This window comes from Polaromonas sp. P1_F8 (assembly GCF_056405635.1).
The window spans coordinates 78,418-97,927 of record NZ_JBFUBS010000007.1 but is presented as its reverse complement, the minus strand read 5'-3'; the positions used below and the strand labels follow the sequence as shown (position 1 = coordinate 97,927).

General features: G+C 65.0%; 18 protein-coding genes. 9 read left to right on the top strand and 9 right to left on the bottom strand.

Annotated elements, in window-relative coordinates; genetic code table 11:
* The first annotated feature begins 112 nt into the window (after positions 1 to 112).
* On the top strand, positions 113 to 766 hold the full coding sequence (locus AC1D1J_RS20240) for a glutathione S-transferase family protein (RefSeq protein WP_477695686.1): 654 nt from the start codon (positions 113 to 115) through the stop codon (positions 764 to 766).
* Positions 763 to 1,722 carry a pyridoxamine 5'-phosphate oxidase family protein gene (locus AC1D1J_RS20235; protein ID WP_477695685.1) on the top strand — a complete coding sequence of 320 codons (960 nt, stop codon included), beginning with the start codon at positions 763 to 765 and terminating at the stop codon, positions 1,720 to 1,722. The genes AC1D1J_RS20240 and AC1D1J_RS20235 overlap by 4 nt, the downstream gene beginning before the upstream one ends.
* Here AC1D1J_RS20235 and AC1D1J_RS20230 read toward each other — a convergent pair.
* The gene (locus AC1D1J_RS20230) at positions 1,719 to 2,642 is read right to left on the bottom strand and encodes a LysR substrate-binding domain-containing protein (protein ID WP_477695684.1); all 924 of its coding nucleotides are present in this window, start codon (positions 2,640 to 2,642) and stop codon (positions 1,719 to 1,721) included. The two genes, AC1D1J_RS20235 and AC1D1J_RS20230, sit on opposite strands and share 4 nt — an antisense overlap.
* A gap of 95 nt (positions 2,643 to 2,737) precedes the next feature.
* Here AC1D1J_RS20230 and AC1D1J_RS20225 point away from each other — a divergent pair, with 95 nt between their 5' ends.
* Positions 2,738 to 3,031 (top strand): DUF2917 domain-containing protein, encoded by a 294-nt coding sequence (locus AC1D1J_RS20225; RefSeq protein WP_477688296.1) that lies wholly within the window; start codon positions 2,738 to 2,740, stop codon positions 3,029 to 3,031.
* Positions 3,025 to 3,810, top strand: a complete 786-nt coding sequence (locus AC1D1J_RS20220) for a crotonase/enoyl-CoA hydratase family protein (protein WP_477695683.1) — start codon at positions 3,025 to 3,027, stop codon at positions 3,808 to 3,810. Before AC1D1J_RS20225 ends, AC1D1J_RS20220 begins: the two co-directional genes overlap by 7 nt.
* An 84-nt stretch (positions 3,811 to 3,894) precedes the next feature.
* On the opposite strand, the gene AC1D1J_RS20215 is transcribed toward AC1D1J_RS20220, so the two are convergent.
* Entirely contained in the window at positions 3,895 to 4,695 is an 801-nt protein-coding gene (locus tag AC1D1J_RS20215; RefSeq protein ID WP_477695705.1) for an IclR family transcriptional regulator, read from the bottom strand.
* A gap of 106 nt (positions 4,696 to 4,801) precedes the next feature.
* Between AC1D1J_RS20215 and AC1D1J_RS20210 the strand changes: the two genes are divergently transcribed.
* The 4 genes from AC1D1J_RS20210 (at position 4,802) to AC1D1J_RS20195 (ending at position 9,758) form a co-directional block, all read left to right on the top strand.
* Positions 4,802 to 5,773 carry a Bug family tripartite tricarboxylate transporter substrate binding protein gene (locus AC1D1J_RS20210; RefSeq protein WP_477695682.1) on the top strand — a complete coding sequence of 324 codons (972 nt, stop codon included), beginning with the start codon at positions 4,802 to 4,804 and terminating at the stop codon, positions 5,771 to 5,773.
* A 7-nt stretch (positions 5,774 to 5,780) separates the two neighbouring features.
* The gene (locus tag AC1D1J_RS20205; protein ID WP_477695681.1) at positions 5,781 to 7,043 is read left to right on the top strand and encodes an alpha-hydroxy acid oxidase; all 1,263 of its coding nucleotides are present in this window, start codon (positions 5,781 to 5,783) and stop codon (positions 7,041 to 7,043) included.
* Between the two features lie 41 nt (positions 7,044 to 7,084).
* Positions 7,085 to 8,533, top strand: a complete 1,449-nt coding sequence (gene dbpA / locus AC1D1J_RS20200) for an ATP-dependent RNA helicase DbpA (protein ID WP_477695680.1) — start codon at positions 7,085 to 7,087, stop codon at positions 8,531 to 8,533.
* A 358-nt stretch (positions 8,534 to 8,891) separates the two neighbouring features.
* Entirely contained in the window at positions 8,892 to 9,758 is an 867-nt protein-coding gene (locus AC1D1J_RS20195; protein ID WP_457281319.1) for a transglutaminase-like domain-containing protein, read from the top strand.
* Positions 9,759 to 9,779: 21 nt separating this feature from the next.
* Here the strand turns inward: AC1D1J_RS20195 and AC1D1J_RS20190 are convergent, their stop codons facing one another.
* A complete protein-coding gene (locus AC1D1J_RS20190) occupies positions 9,780 to 10,427 on the bottom strand; it encodes a cysteine hydrolase family protein (RefSeq protein WP_477695679.1) in 648 nt (215 codons plus the stop codon).
* Positions 10,428 to 10,572: 145 nt separating this feature from the next.
* Here AC1D1J_RS20190 and AC1D1J_RS20185 point away from each other — a divergent pair, with 145 nt between their 5' ends.
* Complete coding sequence (locus AC1D1J_RS20185) at positions 10,573 to 11,571, top strand: GlxA family transcriptional regulator (protein WP_477695704.1); 999 nt, start codon at positions 10,573 to 10,575, stop codon at positions 11,569 to 11,571.
* A 114-nt stretch (positions 11,572 to 11,685) separates the two neighbouring features.
* Here AC1D1J_RS20185 and AC1D1J_RS20180 read toward each other — a convergent pair whose 3' ends face one another.
* From AC1D1J_RS20180 to AC1D1J_RS20155, 6 genes are all read right to left on the bottom strand, one after another.
* Positions 11,686 to 12,666: a branched-chain amino acid ABC transporter permease gene (locus tag AC1D1J_RS20180; RefSeq protein ID WP_477688290.1), complete on the bottom strand. Its 981-nt coding sequence runs from the start codon at positions 12,664 to 12,666 to the stop codon at positions 11,686 to 11,688.
* A 2-nt stretch (positions 12,667 to 12,668) separates the two neighbouring features.
* Entirely contained in the window at positions 12,669 to 13,553 is an 885-nt protein-coding gene (locus AC1D1J_RS20175) for a branched-chain amino acid ABC transporter permease (protein ID WP_477673034.1), read from the bottom strand.
* Between the two features lie 172 nt (positions 13,554 to 13,725).
* Positions 13,726 to 14,919, bottom strand: coding sequence for an ABC transporter substrate-binding protein (locus AC1D1J_RS20170; protein ID WP_477695678.1), 1,194 nt, complete (start codon positions 14,917 to 14,919; stop codon positions 13,726 to 13,728).
* A gap of 75 nt (positions 14,920 to 14,994) precedes the next feature.
* A complete protein-coding gene (locus AC1D1J_RS20165) occupies positions 14,995 to 15,699 on the bottom strand; it encodes an ABC transporter ATP-binding protein (protein ID WP_477695677.1) in 705 nt (234 codons plus the stop codon).
* Positions 15,700 to 16,473, bottom strand: a complete 774-nt coding sequence (locus tag AC1D1J_RS20160; RefSeq protein WP_477666507.1) for an ABC transporter ATP-binding protein — start codon at positions 16,471 to 16,473, stop codon at positions 15,700 to 15,702.
* 545 nt (positions 16,474 to 17,018) lie between these two features.
* A complete protein-coding gene (locus AC1D1J_RS20155) occupies positions 17,019 to 19,427 on the bottom strand; it encodes a DUF6600 domain-containing protein (RefSeq protein WP_477695676.1) in 2,409 nt (802 codons plus the stop codon).
* Between the last annotated feature and the right edge of the window lie 83 nt (positions 19,428 to 19,510).

Sequence of the window (19,510 nt, the reverse complement as noted above, 5' to 3'; positions counted from 1 at the left end):
TAATCCACTAAGTGGATTAGTTAAATACCTTGAGAGCCATTTATTCTAAATAACGGCTCAAACAGAATCCACTCCCGAGAGCAAGATTTTTTAACCTGCCGAAAGCCCCGCCATGAGCACACCCGCCGCCAAAGCCCAGCCCGCACAACCCATACGCCTGTACCGCGTCGCCATCTCCGGCCATTCGCACCGGGTGGAACTGTTTCTCTCGCTGCTGGGCCTGCCCTTCGAGCGCATCGAGATCGACCTGGCCACCAAAGGGCACAAGACGCCGGCCTTCCTGGCCATGAACGCCTTCGGCCAGGTGCCTGTGATCCAGGACGGCGACGTCACGCTGGCCGATTCCAACGCCATCCTGGTCTACCTCAACGCACGCTACGCGCCGGATGCCGAGCAATGGCTGCCGCGCGGCCCGCTGGCCGCTGCGGCGGTGCAGCGCTGGTTGTCGGTCGCTGCGGGGCAGCTCGCCTCCGGCCCGGCTGCCGCGCGCGTCATCCAGCTGTTCAAGCGGCCGGAAAGCCCGGAAGCCATTGAGCGTGCGCATGCCCTGTTCGCGGTGATGGAGCAGCAACTGGGCCAGTCGGCTTTTCTCGCGGGCAGCACCCCCACACTGGCCGACATCGCCAACTACAGTTATTCGGCCCATGCGCCCGAGGGCAAGGTCTCGCTGGATGCCTACCCGCGCATACGCGCCTGGCTGGCCCGCATCGAGGCCTTGCCGCGCTTTGTGCCCATGGTCAGGACGCCGATAGGGCTGGCCGCATGAGCACCGCCACTTTCCACGAAGGCGAGCGCGCCGCGCAAGCGCGCGTGGGCACGGCCGTGCGCGCGCGCATGGCGGAAATCGGCCCGCGCGTGATCCGCGACTTCATGCCCGACCAGCACCGCGAGTTTTTTGAGCAGTTGCCTTTTGTGGTCGCCGGCACGGTGGACGCGAGCGGCCAGCCCTGGGCCTCGGTGCTGGCCCAGCCGCCGGGGTTTATCCACTCGCCCGATGCGCATCACCTGGTGCTGCGCGCCCAGCCGCTCGCAGGTGATCCCCTGCAAGGCACGCTGGCAGATGGCGCCGCGATAGGCCTGCTGGGCATAGAGCCGCACACGCGCAGGCGCAACCGCATGAACGGCATCGTTCGCGGCGTGAGTGCCTCGGGCTTCGCGGTGGAGCTGAGCCAGAGTTTCGGCAACTGCCCCAAATACATCCAGGCACGCGAGCCGGTGTACGCGGAGCGCTCCACGTCTTCAGCCGGGCCGGTGGTGCACGCGTCGGCGCAACTGAACGAAGCGGCCCGCCGCATGATCGAGCAGGCCGACACCCTGTTCATCGCTACCGCCTATGCGGGCAACGGTGAGCAAGCCGGCCGCGCCGGCGGCGTGGACGTGTCGCACCGCGGTGGCAAGCCCGGCTTTGTGCGCGTGGACGCCGACGGCACCCTGACCGTGCCGGACTTCGTCGGCAACTACTTCTTCAACACCCTGGGTAACCTGGTGGTCAACTCGCGCGCCGGCCTGCTGTTCATCGACTTCGACACCGGCGATCTGCTGTACCTGGCCGTCACGGCCGACATCATCTGGGACGGGCCCGAGGTGCAGTCCTTCGCCGGTGCGCAGCGCCTGATGCGTTTCAAGGTGCAGTCCATGCGGTTGGTGGAATCTTCCTTGCCCTTGCGCTGGGGCGAGGCGGAACTCTCCCCGGTGCTGGAAGCTACCGGCGCCTGGGCTTAGCCTATCGCTTCCAGCGCGAGTTCGCGCTCCAGCCAGGCGCGAAACTTCTGCACGGCGGGCCGCTCTGCGCCGTGGGCTGAAGTCACGATGCGGTAGCCCAAACCCGCGACCGTCTCGCCGGGCAAGACGACCGTGAGCTGGCCGCTGCGCAGTAGCGGCAGCACCAGCGGCGTGCGCCCTATTGCAATGCCGGCGCCTTGCACGGCGGCGGTCAGCACATGTTCGTACTGCGAAAAATACAGGCACGGCTGTTGCGCCGATTGTTTCAAGCCCAGGCGCCCGTACCAGTCCGGCCACGACATCCAGGGGAAACGTGTGGCCGGGTCGTAATAAACCAGTAGCGGCGTAGTCAGGATATCGGCGGCGGCATGGATGCGCGCCGCGACGACAGGCGCCGCCACCAGCAGGGCCTGCTCCTGCAGCAGGGGCGGCGGGCCCTCGTCGCCCTGCAGCACTGGGTAAAGCCGCACGGCCAGGTCCATGCCTTCGCGCTCCAGGTTGACACGCGTTTCTGTGGCGTCGACGCGTACATCGATGGCAGGCTCCAGTAACTGGAATTTGGCAAGCTTGGGAGCCAGCCACAGTGCGGAGAAGGAGGGCGTGGTGGTGACTGACACCGACACCCTGTCCACCGCCAGCAGACGGTCCACGGCCGAGGCCAGCTGCGCCAGTGCGGCGCGGGCCGCCTCATAAAGTTCGCGGCCTTGCGGCGTCAGGCTCAGGCCCTTGCCGCCACGCAGGAACAGCGCTGTGCCCAGCGCATCTTCCAGGCTTTTGACCTGTTTGCTCACGGCCGACTGCGTGATGCACAGCTCTTCGGCGGCAGCGGTGAAGCTCAGGTGCCGCGCGGCGGATTCGAAGCCGCGGATGGCATCCAGCGACATGGCGCGCATTGCGCTGGTGGAAGGGCTGTTCAGCATGGCATGAATGATTGGAATACCCCGTATGACAAACCATCCGGCCGCGCGGACCGGTTCCAAAGAAGAATCAAACCACACTTTCCAAGGAGTCCGCCATGCATGCCCTGCAAATCCTACAAACTCCACAGACCCCGCTGAAGCTCGGGTCCATCCCCAAACCCTTGCGCTTGCCGCGCGGCCAGGTTTTGGCCTGCACTGGGGGTTGCCTCTGGATCACCAGCGATGCGCTGGCTGGACGCCGGGACAGCGACGTGGTGCTGGAGAACGGCCAGTCCTTTGTCACGCCGCAAGCCGCGACTTATTTTGTGGGCGCCCCGCGCGGTTGCGGTGTGTTGTCATTCGTATCCCCCGACGCTATTGCCCGAAAACCTGAGGAGACCCCATGCTGATAGAAACTGAGCGCCGCGGGCAACACGTGATACTGACCCTGAACCGGCCCGAGAAACTGAACGCACTGAACTACGCCCTGATCGATGAGCTCATGGACAGGTTGAACGCCCTGGAGCGCGACGACAGCGTGCGCTGCCTGGTGTTGACGGGGCAGGGCGATAAAGCCTTCAGTGCGGGCGCCGACATTGCGGGCTTCGCAGCCGACATCGCCGCCTCGCCCGAGGCAGCGTGGCGCAACTTCGTGATGCGTGGTCAGGCCATGACCAGGCGCATCGAAAACTACCCCAAGCCCATCATCGCGGCCGTCAACGGCATAGCCTTCGGCGGAGGCTGCGAAACCATGGAAGCCTGCAGTCTGGCCATCGCGGCGGAACACGCCAGCTTTGCCAAGCCCGAAATCCGGCTGGGCTTTCCGCCGCCCTTTGGCGGCACGCAGCGCCTGCCCCGCCACATAGGCCGCAAGCACGCCAACGAAATGATCCTGACCGGCGACGCCATCAGTGCCGAGGAAGCCCTGCTGATAGGCCTCATCAATCATGTGGTGCCGGCCCATGACCTGCTTCCGGCGTGCCTGCGAATGGCCGACCTCATCGCCGAAAACTCCGCCGTGGCGGTGACGGCCTCCTTGCGTGCGGTGACGCGGGGCCTGAATGTTTCCATCGACGAAGGCCTGGCGATCGAGGCCGCGCAGTTCATGATCGCGGCGGCCTCGCAGGATGCACGGGAGGGAACGGCAGCGTTTGTGGAGAAGCGGCAGCCTGTATTCCTTCATCGATGAGACTGCATTTTTTTGCGGGCTGCACAGGACAACGCATCACATCAGGTGCGCCCGGGTGACATTTCGCGTCGTTTGCGACGCGGATCACGGATGCCAGGTTGCCCGCAGCGCCGTGGAAGGCATGGCGCCGAGCGCTTGCCCGAGCTGCTTCGCCGCCAGAACCGTGTCGGGTGCATAACGCGCGAGTACCGCATCCGTTAGTCGTTCTACCGGACCCGCCGTGCTGACAGAGCCCAGCACGGCGCCATGGCGTCCGCGCACGGCCGCGGAGACGCTCGCGATTTTCGAGTTCCGCTCGCCGCGGGTGATGTGGAAACCGCATCGGCGGATGCGCTCATTGAGATCACCCGGTTCGCCCAGGGCGGCCAGAATCACCCGGCCGGCGGATCCGCGGTCCAGGGGGAAAACCTCGCCGGAGCGAATTTGGCTCTGAACACCTGCCGTTCCCTCGCAACGCATCAGGCAGCTGCGCAGGTTGCCTTCGAAGACGAAGAACGAGGCGCTTTCTCCCGTGGCCGTACCAAGCTGGCGCAGGATGGGTTCGATGGCGGAGTCGAGGTCGAACTGCGCCTGGTAGCGGGAGCCCATCCAGCCTACTGCGGGGCCGAGCCGCCACGCACCGTCTTCGCGCCTGACGAGGAATCGGGCTGCAGCGAGCGTGCGCGCAAGCCGCAGCACAGTGGGTTTGTGCATGCTGGTACGGCGTGCGAGCTCCGCCAGCGGGAGAAAGAGCTCGTCACCTTCGAAGGCAGTGAGGATAGCCAGCGCACGCGCCACGGCCGTGACGTTCTCGTCGCCTGGACGCGTCGAGGTTCCCTCCGGCCCGTCCGCGAGAAGCCGCTTCGGCGTGGCATGCGTCGGCTTGGACCTGGACTCTTGCGGCATGGCCGGATTGTATTCAAGCCCGCGCACCGTTACGTCAGGCGTAACGCATTGCCCATCCTGTATCTTTGTTCGGATCATGCGCTCCTTGATCCAGGAGACACGTTCCATGACAAACATGCACGCCAGGCGTCGCAGCTTCCTTGCTTCGGCGGCTGTAATCGCCGCGTTCGGCGCCCGGGCGCAGGGCGCCTCTTCGGTTTCGACCCGGATGGTGATTCCATTCGCCGCCGGTGGCGCGACGGACGTCCTTGGCCGCGATCTGGCCCAGGCCATGAGCGCCGCCCTGGGACAGCCTTTCATCATCGAGAACGCCGGCGGCGGCGCCGGCGTGCCTGCCATGCAGAAGGTGACAGGCTCGAAGGCCGATGGCCATACGCTGCTCTTCGCCGCCTCCGGCAACATCACGGCACAACCCCTGCTGCAGAAGCCGCGCGTGGACATTCTGGCCCAGCTCACGCCGGTGGGGATGATCGCCACGGCACCACACGTGCTGGTGGTGACGGCGAAGATGCCGTTCAAGACGATCGCGGAGCTGGTTGCGTATGCCAGGGCACATCCGGGCCAACTGAACTTCGGCTCTGCGGGCATCGGGGGATTGGCTCACCTCGGCACGGAACTGTTCGCGCGCGCCGCGCAGATCGACATCAAGCACGTGCCGTACCGCGGGGCTTCGGCTGCGACCACGGACCTTGTCTCCGGCCAGATCCATGCGATGTTCGGAACCATGCCTTCGTTCACCGGCATGGCCCAGAACGGCTCGCTGCGCGTCGTCGGCCTCACCGCTCCCAGCGCCGCAGCACCTCTGAAGGGGATCCCCTTGATTTCGAACACCGTTCGCGGCTTTGGTTACAAGAGCTGGAATGCCATCTTCGCGCCCAATGGAACGCCGGAACCCGTCGTCGCGCGCCTCTACGCGGCGATGAAGAAAGCGTCGCTCGACCCTGGGGTGGCCAGGCGTTTCGAAGAACAGGGGGTCGACATCGAGCTTGCGGATGCGGCCGAGCTCACCGACATGATCCGCAAGGAAACCGGGCTTTGGGACAAGGTGATCCGCGAAGCAAACATCCAGGTGAACTGATCTCCGTATGTCGCAACTCGCCTCTTCCGGGGCCGTGCCGAGGGTGACGCGCCTGTCGCCGGGAGCACGTCCCGCCACGCCGCCGGGCTTGCGGAAATTCCTGTCGTTGCAGGATTTCGAGACAGGCGCCCGGCGCCACCTGCCGCGCCCGCTCTTTGAATACATCGCCGGCGGAGCGGAAGACTCGGCCTCGCTGCACGATAACCGCGCAGCGTTCTCGGAGTTCGGTTTCGTCACGCGAGTACTGCGCAACGTGTCCGGCCGCAGCCAGGCGGTCGACCTTCTGGGGAGGCGCTACGCATCACCGTTCGGTATCGCGCCTATGGGCATCAGTGCGCTCAGCGCGTATCGCGGCGACCTCGTGCAGGCCCGCGCAGCGGCGGCCGAGGGCGTGCCGATGATCATGAGCGGCTCCTCACTCATCCCGCTGGAAGAGGTGATGGCCGCGGCCCCGGAGACCTGGTTCCAGGCTTACCTGCCGGGCGAGACCGCCAAGATCGAGGCGTTGATCGACCGCGTCGACCGTGCGGGCGTCGAGACGCTCGTGCTGACGGTGGACACTGCCGTGCTCGCCAACCGCGAGAACAACATCCGTGCAGGCTTTTCCACGCCCCTGCGACCGGGCTTTCGCCTGGCGTGGGAGGGGCTCACTCATCCCCGCTGGACGATCGGGACCTTCCTGCGGACGATGATGGCGCACGGCATGCCGCACTTCGAGAACTCGTATGCGACCCGTGGCGCTCCGATCCTCTCGTCGCAGGTGGCACGTGACTTCGGCGCCAAGGACCACCTGGACTGGGAGCACCTGGCCCTCATCCGCCGCAAGTGGAAGCGCACCCTGGTGGTAAAGGGCATCATGAACCACGAGGACGCACGCAAGGTGCGGGACATGGGCGCCGACGGCCTGATCGTGTCGAACCACGGCGGCCGCCAGCTCGATGGCACGGTCTCGCCGCTGCGCGTGCTGCCCGAGGTCGTCCGGGCGGTTGGCGCCGACTTCCCGGTCATGATGGACAGCGGCATACGGCGCGGGACGGACGTCCTGAAGGCGCTCGCACTCGGCGCCAGGTTCGTGTTTGTGGGCCGCCCGTTCAACTATGCGGCCGCCGTCGCCGGCGAAGAGGGCGTGCGCCATGCAATCCGCATCCTGGCCGACGAAGTCCAGCGTGATCTGGGCCTGCTCGGTCTGACCTCCATTTCGGAAGTGCACGGCGCACAGTTGCGCGACCTGGCACTCGCGAGGGGTGGTGGCCATGGGCTGCAAATGTAGCCAGGTTCAGGCCGCTGAAGGCCCGGCACCGATAATGGGGGATGAGCTCCTCTCCTTCCCCTTCTTCCCCTTCTTCCGCCGGCAATACCGACTTCGCCAGCCTGCCCCTGAATGCCGCCGTGCTGGCCAACCTGCAGCAGCTCGGCTACCTCAGCATGACGCCCATCCAGGCCGCCAGCCTGCCGGTGGCGCTGCTGGGCAAAGACCTGATCGCCCAGGCCAAAACCGGCAGCGGCAAGACCGCCGCCTTTGCAATACCTCTGCTGGCCAATCTCAATGCACGGCGCTTTGCCATACAGGCCATGGTGTTGTGCCCCACGCGAGAGTTGGCCGACCAGGTCGCCACGGAAATCCGCCGCCTGGCGCGGGCCGAGGAAAACACCAAGGTGGTGGTGCTGTGCGGCGGCGTGCCGCTGCGCAATCAGACCGCCAGCCTGGAAAATGGCGCGCACATTGTGGTGGGCACGCCCGGCCGCATCATGGACCACCTGGCGCGCGGCAATTTGACCCTGGAGGCGCTGAACACCCTGGTGCTCGATGAAGCCGACCGCATGCTGGACATGGGATTCTTCGAAGACATCGTCACCGTCGCCAAACAGTGCCCCAAAGAGCGGCAGACCCTGCTGTTCTCGGCGACCTATCCCGAAGGCATTGCGAAGCTGAGCCAGCAGTTCATGAAGACGCCGCAAACCATCACGGTCCAGGCGCAGCATGAAAAAACCAAGATCCAGCAGCGCTGGTACCAGGTGCCCGACAGCGACCATGACGAAGCCCGCCTGGGCGCCGTTGCGCAGGTACTGCGGCATTTCCGCCCGGCCAGCACGCTGGCGTTCTGCAACACCAAGTCGCAGTGCCGTGCACTGGTGGCCTATTTGAAAGAGCAGGGTTTTAGCGCGCTGGCGCTGTTTGGCGAGCTGGAGCAGCGCGAGCGCGACCAGGTGCTGGTGCAATTTGCCAACCGCAGTTGCTCGGTGCTGGTGGCCACCGATGTGGCCGCCCGCGGCCTGGACATTGCGCAACTCGCGATGGTCATCAACGTCGACGTGACGCCGGATGCCGAGGTGCACATCCACCGCATCGGCCGGACCGGCCGCGCTGATGAAGAGGGTTGGGCCATCAGCCTGGCCAGCATGGACGAGATGGGTTATGTCGGGAAAATCGAGGTGCTGCAAAAGGCGGAGTCCGAGTGGCACAAACTGACCGAGCTGACACCCGCCAGCAATGAGCCCTTGCTGCCGCCCATGGTGACGCTGCAGATCGTCGGCGGTCGCAAGGAAAAAATCCGCGCCGGCGACGTGCTGGGCGCGCTGACCGGCGAGGCCGGCTTCACGCGCGAGCAGGTCGGCAAGATCAACGTGAATGAGTTCTCCACCTATGTGGCGGTGAACCGCGAGATTGCCGCCGAAGCCCTGCACAAGCTGTCCACCGGGCGGGTCAAGGGCAAAAGCGTGAAAGTGCGGCTGCTGGATGACGAGTCTGAGGGCCGCTGACCCGGATTTGCAAGAAAAATCGGCCTCCAGGCCATATCTGACGGGCGCAAGCAGCTATTGAATTAATAGCAAAGGAAGGGTTGGGCCCTGCCGGCAGTCCTGACGTGTAGGCGCCCATGCCACCCGCAAGCCGGACGCCGCGTGTTCATCGCGGACGCCAAAGCCGCAAACCGCCGCAAATCGCCGGTATCCGCCTCGAAGAGGTCCACAATGACTGGTACACCAGATCAGCGCGCTTTTGCGCAGGTGCCCGCCTGCGGCGAGCGCTACGCTGAGAGGCTCCCTTCATTGATTGACGATTGCGCGGCGGCAGGCTTGCTCCAGGCCTGCCCCTTGCGCAACGGCAAGGAAAGAATCCATGGTCAGGCTCCAGTTTTCCGTCGAACTCAACTACGACGTCGCGCCTCCGGGCGGCGACTTCATCTTCAACGTCCACGCGGCGCACACGCAGCAGCAGATCGTGCAGGCCGAAAACCTGCAGGTCAGCCAGCCGGTGCCCTTCACCATCGACACCGACCCGGCGAGCCGGAACCGCTACCTGCGCCTGCAGGCCCAGCCCGGCCCACTGAGCGTGCGCTATGAAGCCACCGTAGACATTTACCACTACACAGCGGCGCCCGGTGAGCTGGGCGAGGTGCCGGTCTGCCAGCTTCCCGGTGCCGTGCTGCCCTACATCTACCCGAGCCGCTACTGCCAGTCAGACCGGCTGCAGAAGCTGGCCTCCAACGAGTTCGGTCATTTGCAGCAAGGCTACAGTCGGGCAGAAGCCATCTGCCAGTGGGTGCAGCAGCGCGTGAGTTTCGAGTCCAACAGCTCGCATGGCAGCACCTCGGCGATCGACACGGTGGTGGAGCGCGTCGGTGTGTGCCGCGACTTCGCGCATTTGATGATCGCGCTGTGCCGCGCCCTCAACCTGCCGGCGCGCTTTGCCACCGGAATTGACTACGGCGCCGACCCCGCGCTCGGCCCCACCGACTTCCATGCCTATGTCGAGGTCTACCTGGGCCATCGGTGGTACCTGTTTGATCCGTCAGGCACCGCCATTCCCATGGGTTTTGTGCGGTTTGCCACCGGCCGCGATGCGGCTGATGCCGCTTTTGCCATGCTGTTCGGCAGCGTCACGTCCAGCGCGCCCATCATCCACATCCAGGCTGTGCCCGATGGCTATGGGCAACTGGTCGTGCCGCAGCGCGTAAACCATGCGCTCTCGACTGACGGCCTCTGAGGGCCGACGCAAAGTTGCCTGTTACCGGCCGGCAATGGCCGCGCGGTTCGACGCGAGGACGTTGTTCTTCTCCAGCCGTCCGCCGGCCTGGACCGCGGCGATCCAGGCGTCGGTGGAGCCAGTAGCGGCAAAGCGCGAGTGAAACACCACGCTGAACACGCGGTGGATTTCTTCGGCGCTGGCATGGCCGGCCTCGTTGGCATACGGCAGTGCGCCACTCGCATCCTGCAAAAACTCCACATGCAAGCCGCGGTGCGTGGCCTCAAAAATCGTGGAAGCGTCGCAGTTGTGTGTCATGTAGCCGATTACCGTGAGGGTGTCGATGCCGTTTTTATCCAGCCATCCGCCGAAGTCGGTGCCGGTGTAGACGCTGGGCCAGGCTTTCTCGATGTAGTGGTCGCGCGGGCGGCTGGCCACGGTCTCATGCAGTTCCCACAAGGGCGAGCCTTTGGCGAACAGCGGCGACGCGGCCGATTCGCTGTGCTGCACCACCACCACCGGAATGCCCGCAGCGCGGGCTGCGTCCATGGCGCGGCCGATGTTGGGCAGCGTTTTTTCCACCGGCGGGTATTCGATGAGCAGGCCGCCGCCGCTGAAGTATTCCTTTTGCACGTCGATGACGACGAGGGCGCGGCGTGGTACTGCGGGCTTTGAGTTCTGGATGGCCATGTGTTTGCTCCTGCGGGTTGTTGCTGAATCAAGTGATCAACGGATGCTGATGGTGTGATTGTTGGGCGCAACACGTTTTCCGGAAAGTGGCCCAATTGACAATATTCGATAGAATCGGGCCATGTCGAAAAAAGCACTTCCACAGATGCCGGCCGCCGGCAAGTCACGCATCAAGTCACGCACCGCAAGCCAGCTCAGCACGGTCGCCGTGGTGGCGTTTGACGGCATCAGCCCATTTCATCTTTCCGTGCCGTGCATGGTGTTTGGCAATGATTTTTCAGGGCCCGATCTGCCGCGCTTCAGGCTGCTGGTGTGCGCCGAAACGCCGGGCAGCCTGCGCACGACTGCCGGCTTCACCATTGCGGTAGAGCACAGCTTGAGCGCGCTGGCCAAGGCGCAAACCGTGGTGGTGCCGTCGTGGCGGGACCCGATGGAGCGGCCGTCCGAAGCCCTGCTCAAGGCTTTGCGGGCGGCGCACAAGCGCGGCGCGCGCATTGTCGGGCTGTGCCTGGGGGCTTTTGTGTTGGCCGAGGCCGGCCTGCTGGACGGCCGGCCCGCCGCCACGCACTGGGCGCTGGCGCCGGCTTTTGCCGCGCGTTATCCGCAGGTCAGGCTGCAGCCCGATGTGCTGTATGTTGATGATGGTGACGTGCTGACCTCAGCGGGTACAGCCGCCGGCATTGACTGCTGCCTGCATTTGCTGCGCCGGGACTTCGGCGCCGAAGCTGCCAACCGGGTGGCGCGCCGCATGGTGGTGGCGCCGCAGCGGCAGGGCGGGCAAGCGCAATACGTGGAGCAACCCCTGCCGGCCACCGGCTCCGACCACCGGCTGTCGGCCATTCTGGCGTGGGTGCAGGAAAACCTGCGACAGCCCCACAGCCTCGATACGCTGGCAGCACGTGCCCTGATGAGCCGGCGCACCTTCACCCGGCATTTCCGGCACATCACCGGCACCACCGTGGGCCAATGGCTGGCCAGCCAGCGCCTGGCGCTGGCGCAGCGGCAACTCGAATCAACCGGCCGCTCGATGGAGCAGATTGCCCAGGACGCAGGATTCGGCTCGGCGGTCTCCCTGCGGCAGCACTTTGCGGCGACGCTTGGAACCTCGCCGTCGATGTACCGGCGCGAGTTCCGTGGCAACTGATTTTGGGGAAATGGGGCTGTTAGCCAATGGTGACGAGCGCAGGCAGCTATTAAAACAATAGCGGCTGAAGGGCTTTAAAAGCAGTCGGACGGGACGGCCGCCCGGCCCTGCCGGTCAGGGTTTTGCCGCGGCAGCCTTGGCCGCGGCGCGGCGGCGTTCGAGGAAGGCCTGCAATTCACCGATCACACCCTTGCGGAAGGCCAGCACGCACAGCACAAAGATCGCGCCGATGATGACGGTGACCCAGGAGCCGACCTTGTCGGCCAGCAGGTTCTGCAGCGCGATCACGATGCCCGAGCCCATGACCGGGCCGAAGAAAGTGCCCACGCCGCCCAGCAGGGTCATCAGGATGACTTCGCCGGACATGGACCAGTGCACGTCCGACAGCGTGGCAAAACCCATGACCAGTGTTTTCATCGACCCGGCCAGGCCCGCCAGCGCGGCCGACAGCACAAAGGCCAGCAGCTTGTAGCGGTCGACGTTGTAGCCCAGCGAGATGGCGCGGGGTTCGTTCTCGCGGATCATCTTGAGCACCTGGCCGAAGGGCGAGTGCACGATGCGCGAGATGAACAGGAAGCAGGCCACAAAAATCGCCACCACCACGTAATACAGCGAGATGTCGGATTCGAGCGGCAGCAGGCCGAACAGCTTGCCGCGCGGCACGCCTTGCAGGCCGTCTTCACCGCCGGTAAAGCTCGCCTGCAGGCAGACGAAATAAACCATCTGCGCAATCGCCAGCGTGATCATCGCAAAGTAAATGCCCTGGCGGCGGATGGCCACCAGCCCGACCAGCAGGCCGATCAGCCCGGCCGCGACCGCGCCGGCCAGCAGAGCCAGTTCGGGAGTCCAGTTCTGCGACTTGATGAACCAGCCGGTGACATAAGCGGCAGAGCCGAAGAATGCGGCATGGCCGAACGAGAGCAGGCCGGTAAAACCCAGCAACAGGTTGAAGGCGCAGGCGAAGAGCGCAAAGCACAGCAGCTTCATCACAAACACCGGGTAGAGACCCAGGAAGGGTGCGGCCAGCGCAAAAGCCAGCAGGACGAGGTAAGTGATGCGCAGCATGTTGGCGGCTTTGGTGGAGAGGGCGCTCATGGTCAGGCTTCCTTTCCGAAGAGGCCGGCGGGCCGGAACATCAACACGATGACCATGATGACGAATACCACGATGTTGGACGCTTCAGGATAAAACACCCGGGTCAGGCCTTCGACAATGCCCAGGCCCAGGCCGGTGATGACCGAGCCGAGGATGGAGCCCATGCCGCCGATCACGACGACGGCAAAGACCACGATGATCAGGTTGGAGCCCATCAGCGGGTTGACCTGGATGATGGGGGCGGCCAGCACGCCGGCCAGGGCCGCCAGGGCGGCGCCCGCGCCGTAGGTGAGCATCACCATCATGGGGACGTTGATGCCAAAGGCCTGCACCAGCGGCGCGTTTTCGGTGCCGGCGCGCAGGTAGGCGCCCAGCCGGGTGCGTTCGATCAGGTACCAGGTGCCCAGGCACACCACCAGCGACACCACCACCACCCAGGCGCGGTAAATCGGCAGGCGCATAAAGCCAAGGTCCATGGAGCCGGCCAGCAGGTCTGGCACGTTGTAGTTCTGGCCCGAGACGCCGTAAATTTCACGGAAGACGCCTTCGAGAACCAGCGCCAGGCCAAAGGTCAGCAGCAGGCCGTAGAGCGGATCGAGCTTGTACAGATGCTTGAGGAAAAGCCGTTCGATGATCACACCGAGAATGCCGACCGTCAGCGGCGCCAACACCAGCGCGAACCAGTAATTCATGCCGAACTGGTCCAGCATGATCCAGGCGGCGAAGGCGCCCAGCATGTAGAGCGCGCCGTGCGCAAAGTTGACGATGCCCAGCAGGCCGAAAATCACCGCGAGCCCCAGGCTGAGCATGGCGTAGAAAGCGCCATTGACCAGGCCCAGCATCAGCTGGCCCATAAACGCTTGCAGGGGAATACCGAAAATTTCCATGGGAACCTGTCAGGACACCGATACCGTGAGTTGTGGCGGGAGCACGAAGGTCTTTGAAGGAAGCAGCCGGTCATTCTGCATTTCTGCGAAATGACCGGCTGGATCGAACCCTCGTTCTACCCCGTTTTTTGTTTTTTCGTCAGTTCAACGTTTGCGCAGTTGCAGTGATGCTTTACTTCTTGAGAGCCGAGCACTTGGATTCGGCCACCGTGGTGAAAGCCTGCTCGCCCGGCACCTTGGCGATGGTCTTGTAGTAGTCCCATGGCGTGCCGGAATCCTTGGAGCTCTTGACTTCGTACAGGTACATGTCGTGGATCATGCGGCCGTCGGCGCGGATCTGGCCCTTGTTGTAGAAGTCTTCGATCTTCATGCCCTTGAGCGTGCTCATGACCTTGTCGGAATCGGTCGTGCCGGCGGTCTGCACGGCCTTCAGGTAGCTCAGGGTGGCGGAGTAGTCGGCCGCCTGCAGGCTGGAAGGCATGCGCTTGTATTTATCGAAGAAACGCTTGGCGAACTTGCGCGAGGCGTCGTCCTGGTTCCAGTACCAGCTGTCCGCCAGTTGCAGGCCTTCGGTGTTGGCCAGGCCCAGGGAGTGCACGTCGTTGATGAACACCAGCAGGCCGGCAACCTTCATGGTCTTGCCGATGCCGAATTCCTTGGCGGCCTTCATGGCGTTGGTGAAGTCGCCGCCGGCATTGGCCAGGGCCAGGATTTGCGCCTTGGAAGACTGCGCCTGCAGCAGGAAAGACGAAAAGTCCGAGGCGTTCAGCGGATGGCGGACGGTGCCGGCGACGGTGCCGCCGTTGGCCTTGACCACGGTGGAGGCATCGCCTTCGAGCGAGTAGCCGAACGCATAGTCGGCGGTCAGGAAGTACCAGCTCTTGTTGCCGGCCTTGACCAGCGCGGAACCGGCGACCTTGGCCAGCGAGACCGTGTCGTACGCGTAGTGGACGGTGTAGGGCGAGCAGTCTTCATTGGTCAGGCGGGCCGAGCCGGCGCCGATGACGAGGAACGGCTTTTTCTTTTCGGTGGTGACCTTGGACATGGCCAGTGCCGTGCCTGAGTTGGTACCGCCAATCAGCATCTGCAGGCCGTCCTTGTCGATCCATTCACGTGCCTTGGACGACGCGACGTCGGCCTTGTTCTGGTGGTCGGCACTCAGCACTTCGATCGGGCGGTTCAGGACCTTGCCGCCGAAATCCTGCACGGCCCACCTCAGCATTTCCGCACCGGCGGGGCCGTCGATGTCGGCGTAAAGGCTGGACATGTCGGTGATGATGCCGATCTTGATCGGGCCGGTGTTCTGCGCATAAGCGGCGCCTGTAAGGCCAAGGGCGAGTGCGGCGGCAAGTGCTTTGAGTTTCATGATGTCTCCTGTTATGGAAGGGGTGAACTTGGGGGGGGATGGAGGGGACTAAAAAAGGGTTCGGCATGCCTGGCGTCAGACGCCCAGGTATTCCTGCAGCATGCCCATGTTGTCGGTCAGCTCGCTTTGCGCAAACTGCTTGACGATGCGGCCGTGTTCCATGACGTAGAAGCGATCAGCCAGCGGCGCGGCGAAGCGGAAGTTCTGTTCCACCAGCACAATGGTGTAACCCTTGGCCTTGAGCGTGAGGATCATCTCTGCCAGCTTCTGCACGATGACCGGCGCCAGGCCTTCGGAAATTTCATCGAGCAGCAAGAGGCGCGCGCCGGTACGCAAAATGCGCGCCACGGCCAGCATCTGCTGCTCGCCGCCCGACAGGCGCGTGCCGGGGCTGCCGGCGCGTTCCTTGAGGTTGGGGAACATCGCGTAGATTTCGTCCAGGCTCATGCCGCCGGGGCCGATGGTGGGCGGCAGCATCAGGTTTTCTTCGGCCGAGAGGCTGGCGAAAATGCCGCGCTCTTCGGGGCAGTAGCCCACGCCCAGCCGGGCCACCTTGTGCGGTGCCAGCTTGATGGCTTCTTCACCGTTGATGCGGATGGAGCCCTTGCGTGCACCCGTCATGCCGACGATGGCGCGCATGGTGGTGGTGCGGCCGGCGCCATTGCGGCCCAGCAGCGTCACCACTTCGCCTTCGTTGACGCTGAGGTTCACACCATGCAGGATGTGCGACTCGCCGTACCAGGCGTGCAGGTCTTCTATCTTGAGGAGCTCTTTGGTCATCTAGTGCGCCCCTTGAAGCTCGGTGTTCGCTGTGCCCATATAAGCTTCGATCACCAACGGATTCGCTGACACTTCGGCATAAGGCCCGTCGGCAATGATGGCGCCGCGCTGCAGCACCGTGATGCGGTCGGCGATCGACGACACCACGTTCATGTTGTGCTCGACCATCAGGATGGTCCGGCCGGCCGAGACTTTCTTGATCAGCTGCGTCACGCGGTCCACGTCTTCGTGGCCCATGCCCTGCGTGGGCTCGTCGAGCAGCATCAGTTCGGGTTCCAGCGCCAGCGTGGTGGCGAGTTCGAGCGCGCGCTTGCGGCCATAGGGCAGGTTCACGGTGAGCTCGTCGGCGAAGTCGCTGAGGTCGACTTCGGCCAGCAGTTCGCGGGCACGGCCGTGCAGGTGAAACAGCGTGTCTTCCGCTTTCCAGAAATGGAACGAGGTGCCGAGGTTGCGCTGCAAGGCGGCGCGCACGTTCTCCAGGACTGTCATGTGCGGGAAGACCGCAGAGATCTGGAATGACCGCACGATGCCGCGCCGCGCGGTCTGCGCGGGTTGCTCAAACGTGATGTCATTACCGTTGTAGACAATGCTTCCGCGCGTGGGGATGAGGAACTTCGTCAGCAGGTTGAAGAAAGTCGTCTTGCCGGCGCCGTTGGGCCCGATCAGCGCATGGATATGCCCTCGCTGGACTTTCAGGTCCACGTTGTTGACCGCCACGAATCCCTTGAATTCCTTGGTCAGTCCTCGTGTTTCGAGAATGAACTCCACTGACAAATTGGTTCTCCGGAAGATGGGTGGGATATCACGGGCGCAAGGTGCCGCGGCGGCTGATGCGGCAGCAGGCGCGAACCCGTGAAACACAGGTGGTCATCCTAGCCACCCACCCTCCGAGGCGGTACCGGGTCAGACCCTTAAGTAGTTTTGCGTGATCCCCTAAGGCCCCCACGCTCCCCATTGCGTGTGGTTCGCGAGGCCTTGCAGGCCGCAGCTTGCGAGACGCTTCGCCTCTGTCGCCCGTCCAAGCCTGCGCAGGCAGGCTTGGAGCCGCGGGCTCCAGCCCCTCGGGGGCGCTGCGCCTGCGGCCCGGCAAAGCCGGTTCCGCGGCCCCTGCTGGTTTAAGAGTTCAACGGGCCCAACCAAACGGGGGCCGAGGGTACGGCTTTGCCGGCGCTAGGCGCCGCCCCCTTGAGGGGGAGCAGGCTACACGAAGTGAGCCTGGACAGGGGTGGGCTTGTTCTGCCCGGCAAAGCCGGTTCCGCGGCCCCTGCTTGATGAGGAGTGCCCCCTCCGGTAGGAAACCGGCGCCCGTATTGGCTTTTTTATTGCTCGCGGTTGCGGCCTGGGCCGCCTTCGCCGCGCTGGCCGCGCGGATTGGTTGCGTCGGCCTGGCGGGACGGTTTGTCTGGGATGGCGTCGCGTTGTGACTGCTGTTGCTGCTGTTGCTGCAATTGGTGTTGCCGCCGCTGTTGTTGTTCCTGGGCCTGGGCCTGGCGCTGCTGCTCCTGCTGCGCACGTTGTTGCTGTTGCTGCAAATGCTGCTGCTGTTGTTGCAAACGTTGTTGTTGCTGCAGTTGCTGTTGCTGCTGCTGCTGCTGCTGTCTTTGCGCGGCCTGTTGCTGGCGGGTGTTTTCCTGGTCGCGCTGGGCCTGTTCGCGCAGGGCGCGCTGGCCTATGGATTCTTCACCGGAACGGCGCTGCTGTTCCAGCTGGGGGCCTTGCAGCCTTTCCCGCTGTTCCTGCTGCTGGCGCTGCTGTTCGCGCTGCGCTTGTTGCTGGCTGCGCCGGGCCTGTTCGGCGGCTTGGCGGTCGGCGTTGGCGCGTGCATTGGCATTGGCATTGGCATCGGCATTGGCATTGGCATTCGCGGCCTGGGCGCGTTCCTGCGCTTCCTGGCGGACCCGCGCATCGCGCTGGGCTTGCTCGCGGAGGGCGCGCTGGCCTATGGCCTCTTCGCCCTGGCGGCGTTGCTGTTCCAGCTGGGGGCCTTGCAGGCGTTCTTTTTGCTCCTGCTGCTGGCGCTGCTGCTCGCGTTGCGCGCGCTGGCTGGCCTCGAGGGCGCTGCGGTCCGGTGCGGGCGAGGGCCGTGCGGCTGGCGCTGCGCCGACAGGCGCGGCGGGGGAAGCGGGAGCGGCGGCTTGTGACCGGGCGTCGTGGTCCCTGCCGGCAGGGGGACCGGCGCGGTGCTCGTCCCGGCTGTTGTCATCGCGCCGGCCGTCCCGGCGATCATCCCTGCGGTCGCTGCGGCTGCTGACCACCGGCCGCGTGGCCACGGCGGGCGGCGGCAATGCGGCGGCGGCCATAGGGCGCTGCTGCGCGTGCAGCTCCGACGGATTCGGGCGCTGCGGCAGGGCGCCGCGGTCGGCCACGAGTTGTGCGCGGCCCAGGTCGGCGCTGCTCAGCCGGTGGGGATTGCCGTGCACCGGCCGGCCGCGCTCGAAGTCCTCGCGGCTGACAGCCGTCACCGCTGCAGGCTGGCGCTGGTAGCGGTAAATGTTGGTCACGTTGACGGTGTTGTTGACCACGATGTTGTGGTTCACCTGCGTGACGTAGCGCGGGCTCACGCGGTAAGCCGGGCGAAAGGCTTCGCCGGGCGCCAGCGGGAACCAGCCCACACCGGGCCGCGCTGCACCGCCGATGGAAATGTTCCAGTTCACACCGCCGCTGCTGCCGCCCACAAAGGCGACGAGGGCGGGCGCATAGACCGGGCGCGGTGCCAGCCGGCCCGGCACCCAGGCCCAGCGCGGGCCGATCTGTGCCCAGCGGCCATAGTGAAACGGTGCAAACCCCCAGGGCGCGTCATCCACCCAGGTCCAGCCCCAGGGTGAAACCCAGGCCCAGTGGCCGACGCGGTAGGGTGCCCAGTTGACGGGTACGGCGCGCGGTATCCAGACGGCGCCGTAGGACGGGTCCTGGCTCCAGTTGCCGTAGCTGTCGAGCTGCTGGTAGCCCACGGTTTCGCGCGGTATGTAACGCGCCGAAACCGACTGGTCTTCACGCCGGTCGCGGGCGGCGGCCCACAGGTCAAAACTGTCCTGCTGTGCTGCGCCCGGTCCCGCCGGGGTGAGCTGTGTGCCGCTGAAGTTGGCCTGCTGCCGGCTTTGCAGCGTGACAGGGGCGACGCCGTCGCCATAAATCACGCCGCTGCCCGACTGGGCCACCACGCGCGTCGTGTTGCCGGCAGGGTCTACGTCCAGCCGGTAGTCACCGGGCTGCGACACCACAAACGCGAGGTTGGGCGTATCCACTTCCAGCCGCTGGCCTTCATAGAGGGCCCGCACGCGCAGCTTGAGCGTGCCCTGGGCGAGGCGCAGCTGGGTGGTGTTGTCGTCCAGTGCCTGGAAATCCAGGCTGGTTTGGCTGTTCATGCGCAGCGCGGTCGAGCCCACGTACAACTCCGAGCGGGCGCCGGGGCCCGTCCACAGCCTGTCGCCGGCTGTCAGCGGCCGGTTCAGCACGGCGGGTGTCCAGGCCGGGCCTTGCGCCGGGTTGCCATTGTCGCCCGGTGCGAAACTCACGGCGCCTTCGGCCAGGTTAAGCCGGGCGACCCGGCCGGGTGGGTCCAGCTGGGCGCCCTGAGGCGCGGACTCTTGCGCCCAGGCCACTGGCTGCAGCAGTGCCAGCAGGACTGCAAAGGCCAGCAGCGTGAGGTACCCGTAAAGGTGCGAAGGCCGGAAGGCCGTGTGGTCGGTAGGGGACAAACTTGTGTCGCCGGTGTCGATTGCTGTCATGTTGAACGCTCTCTTCCTGTCTTGCGGGACATGGATGGACTGGAAGGCGGGCTGACACTAAACCGTCGTGATCGCCAGCCTGA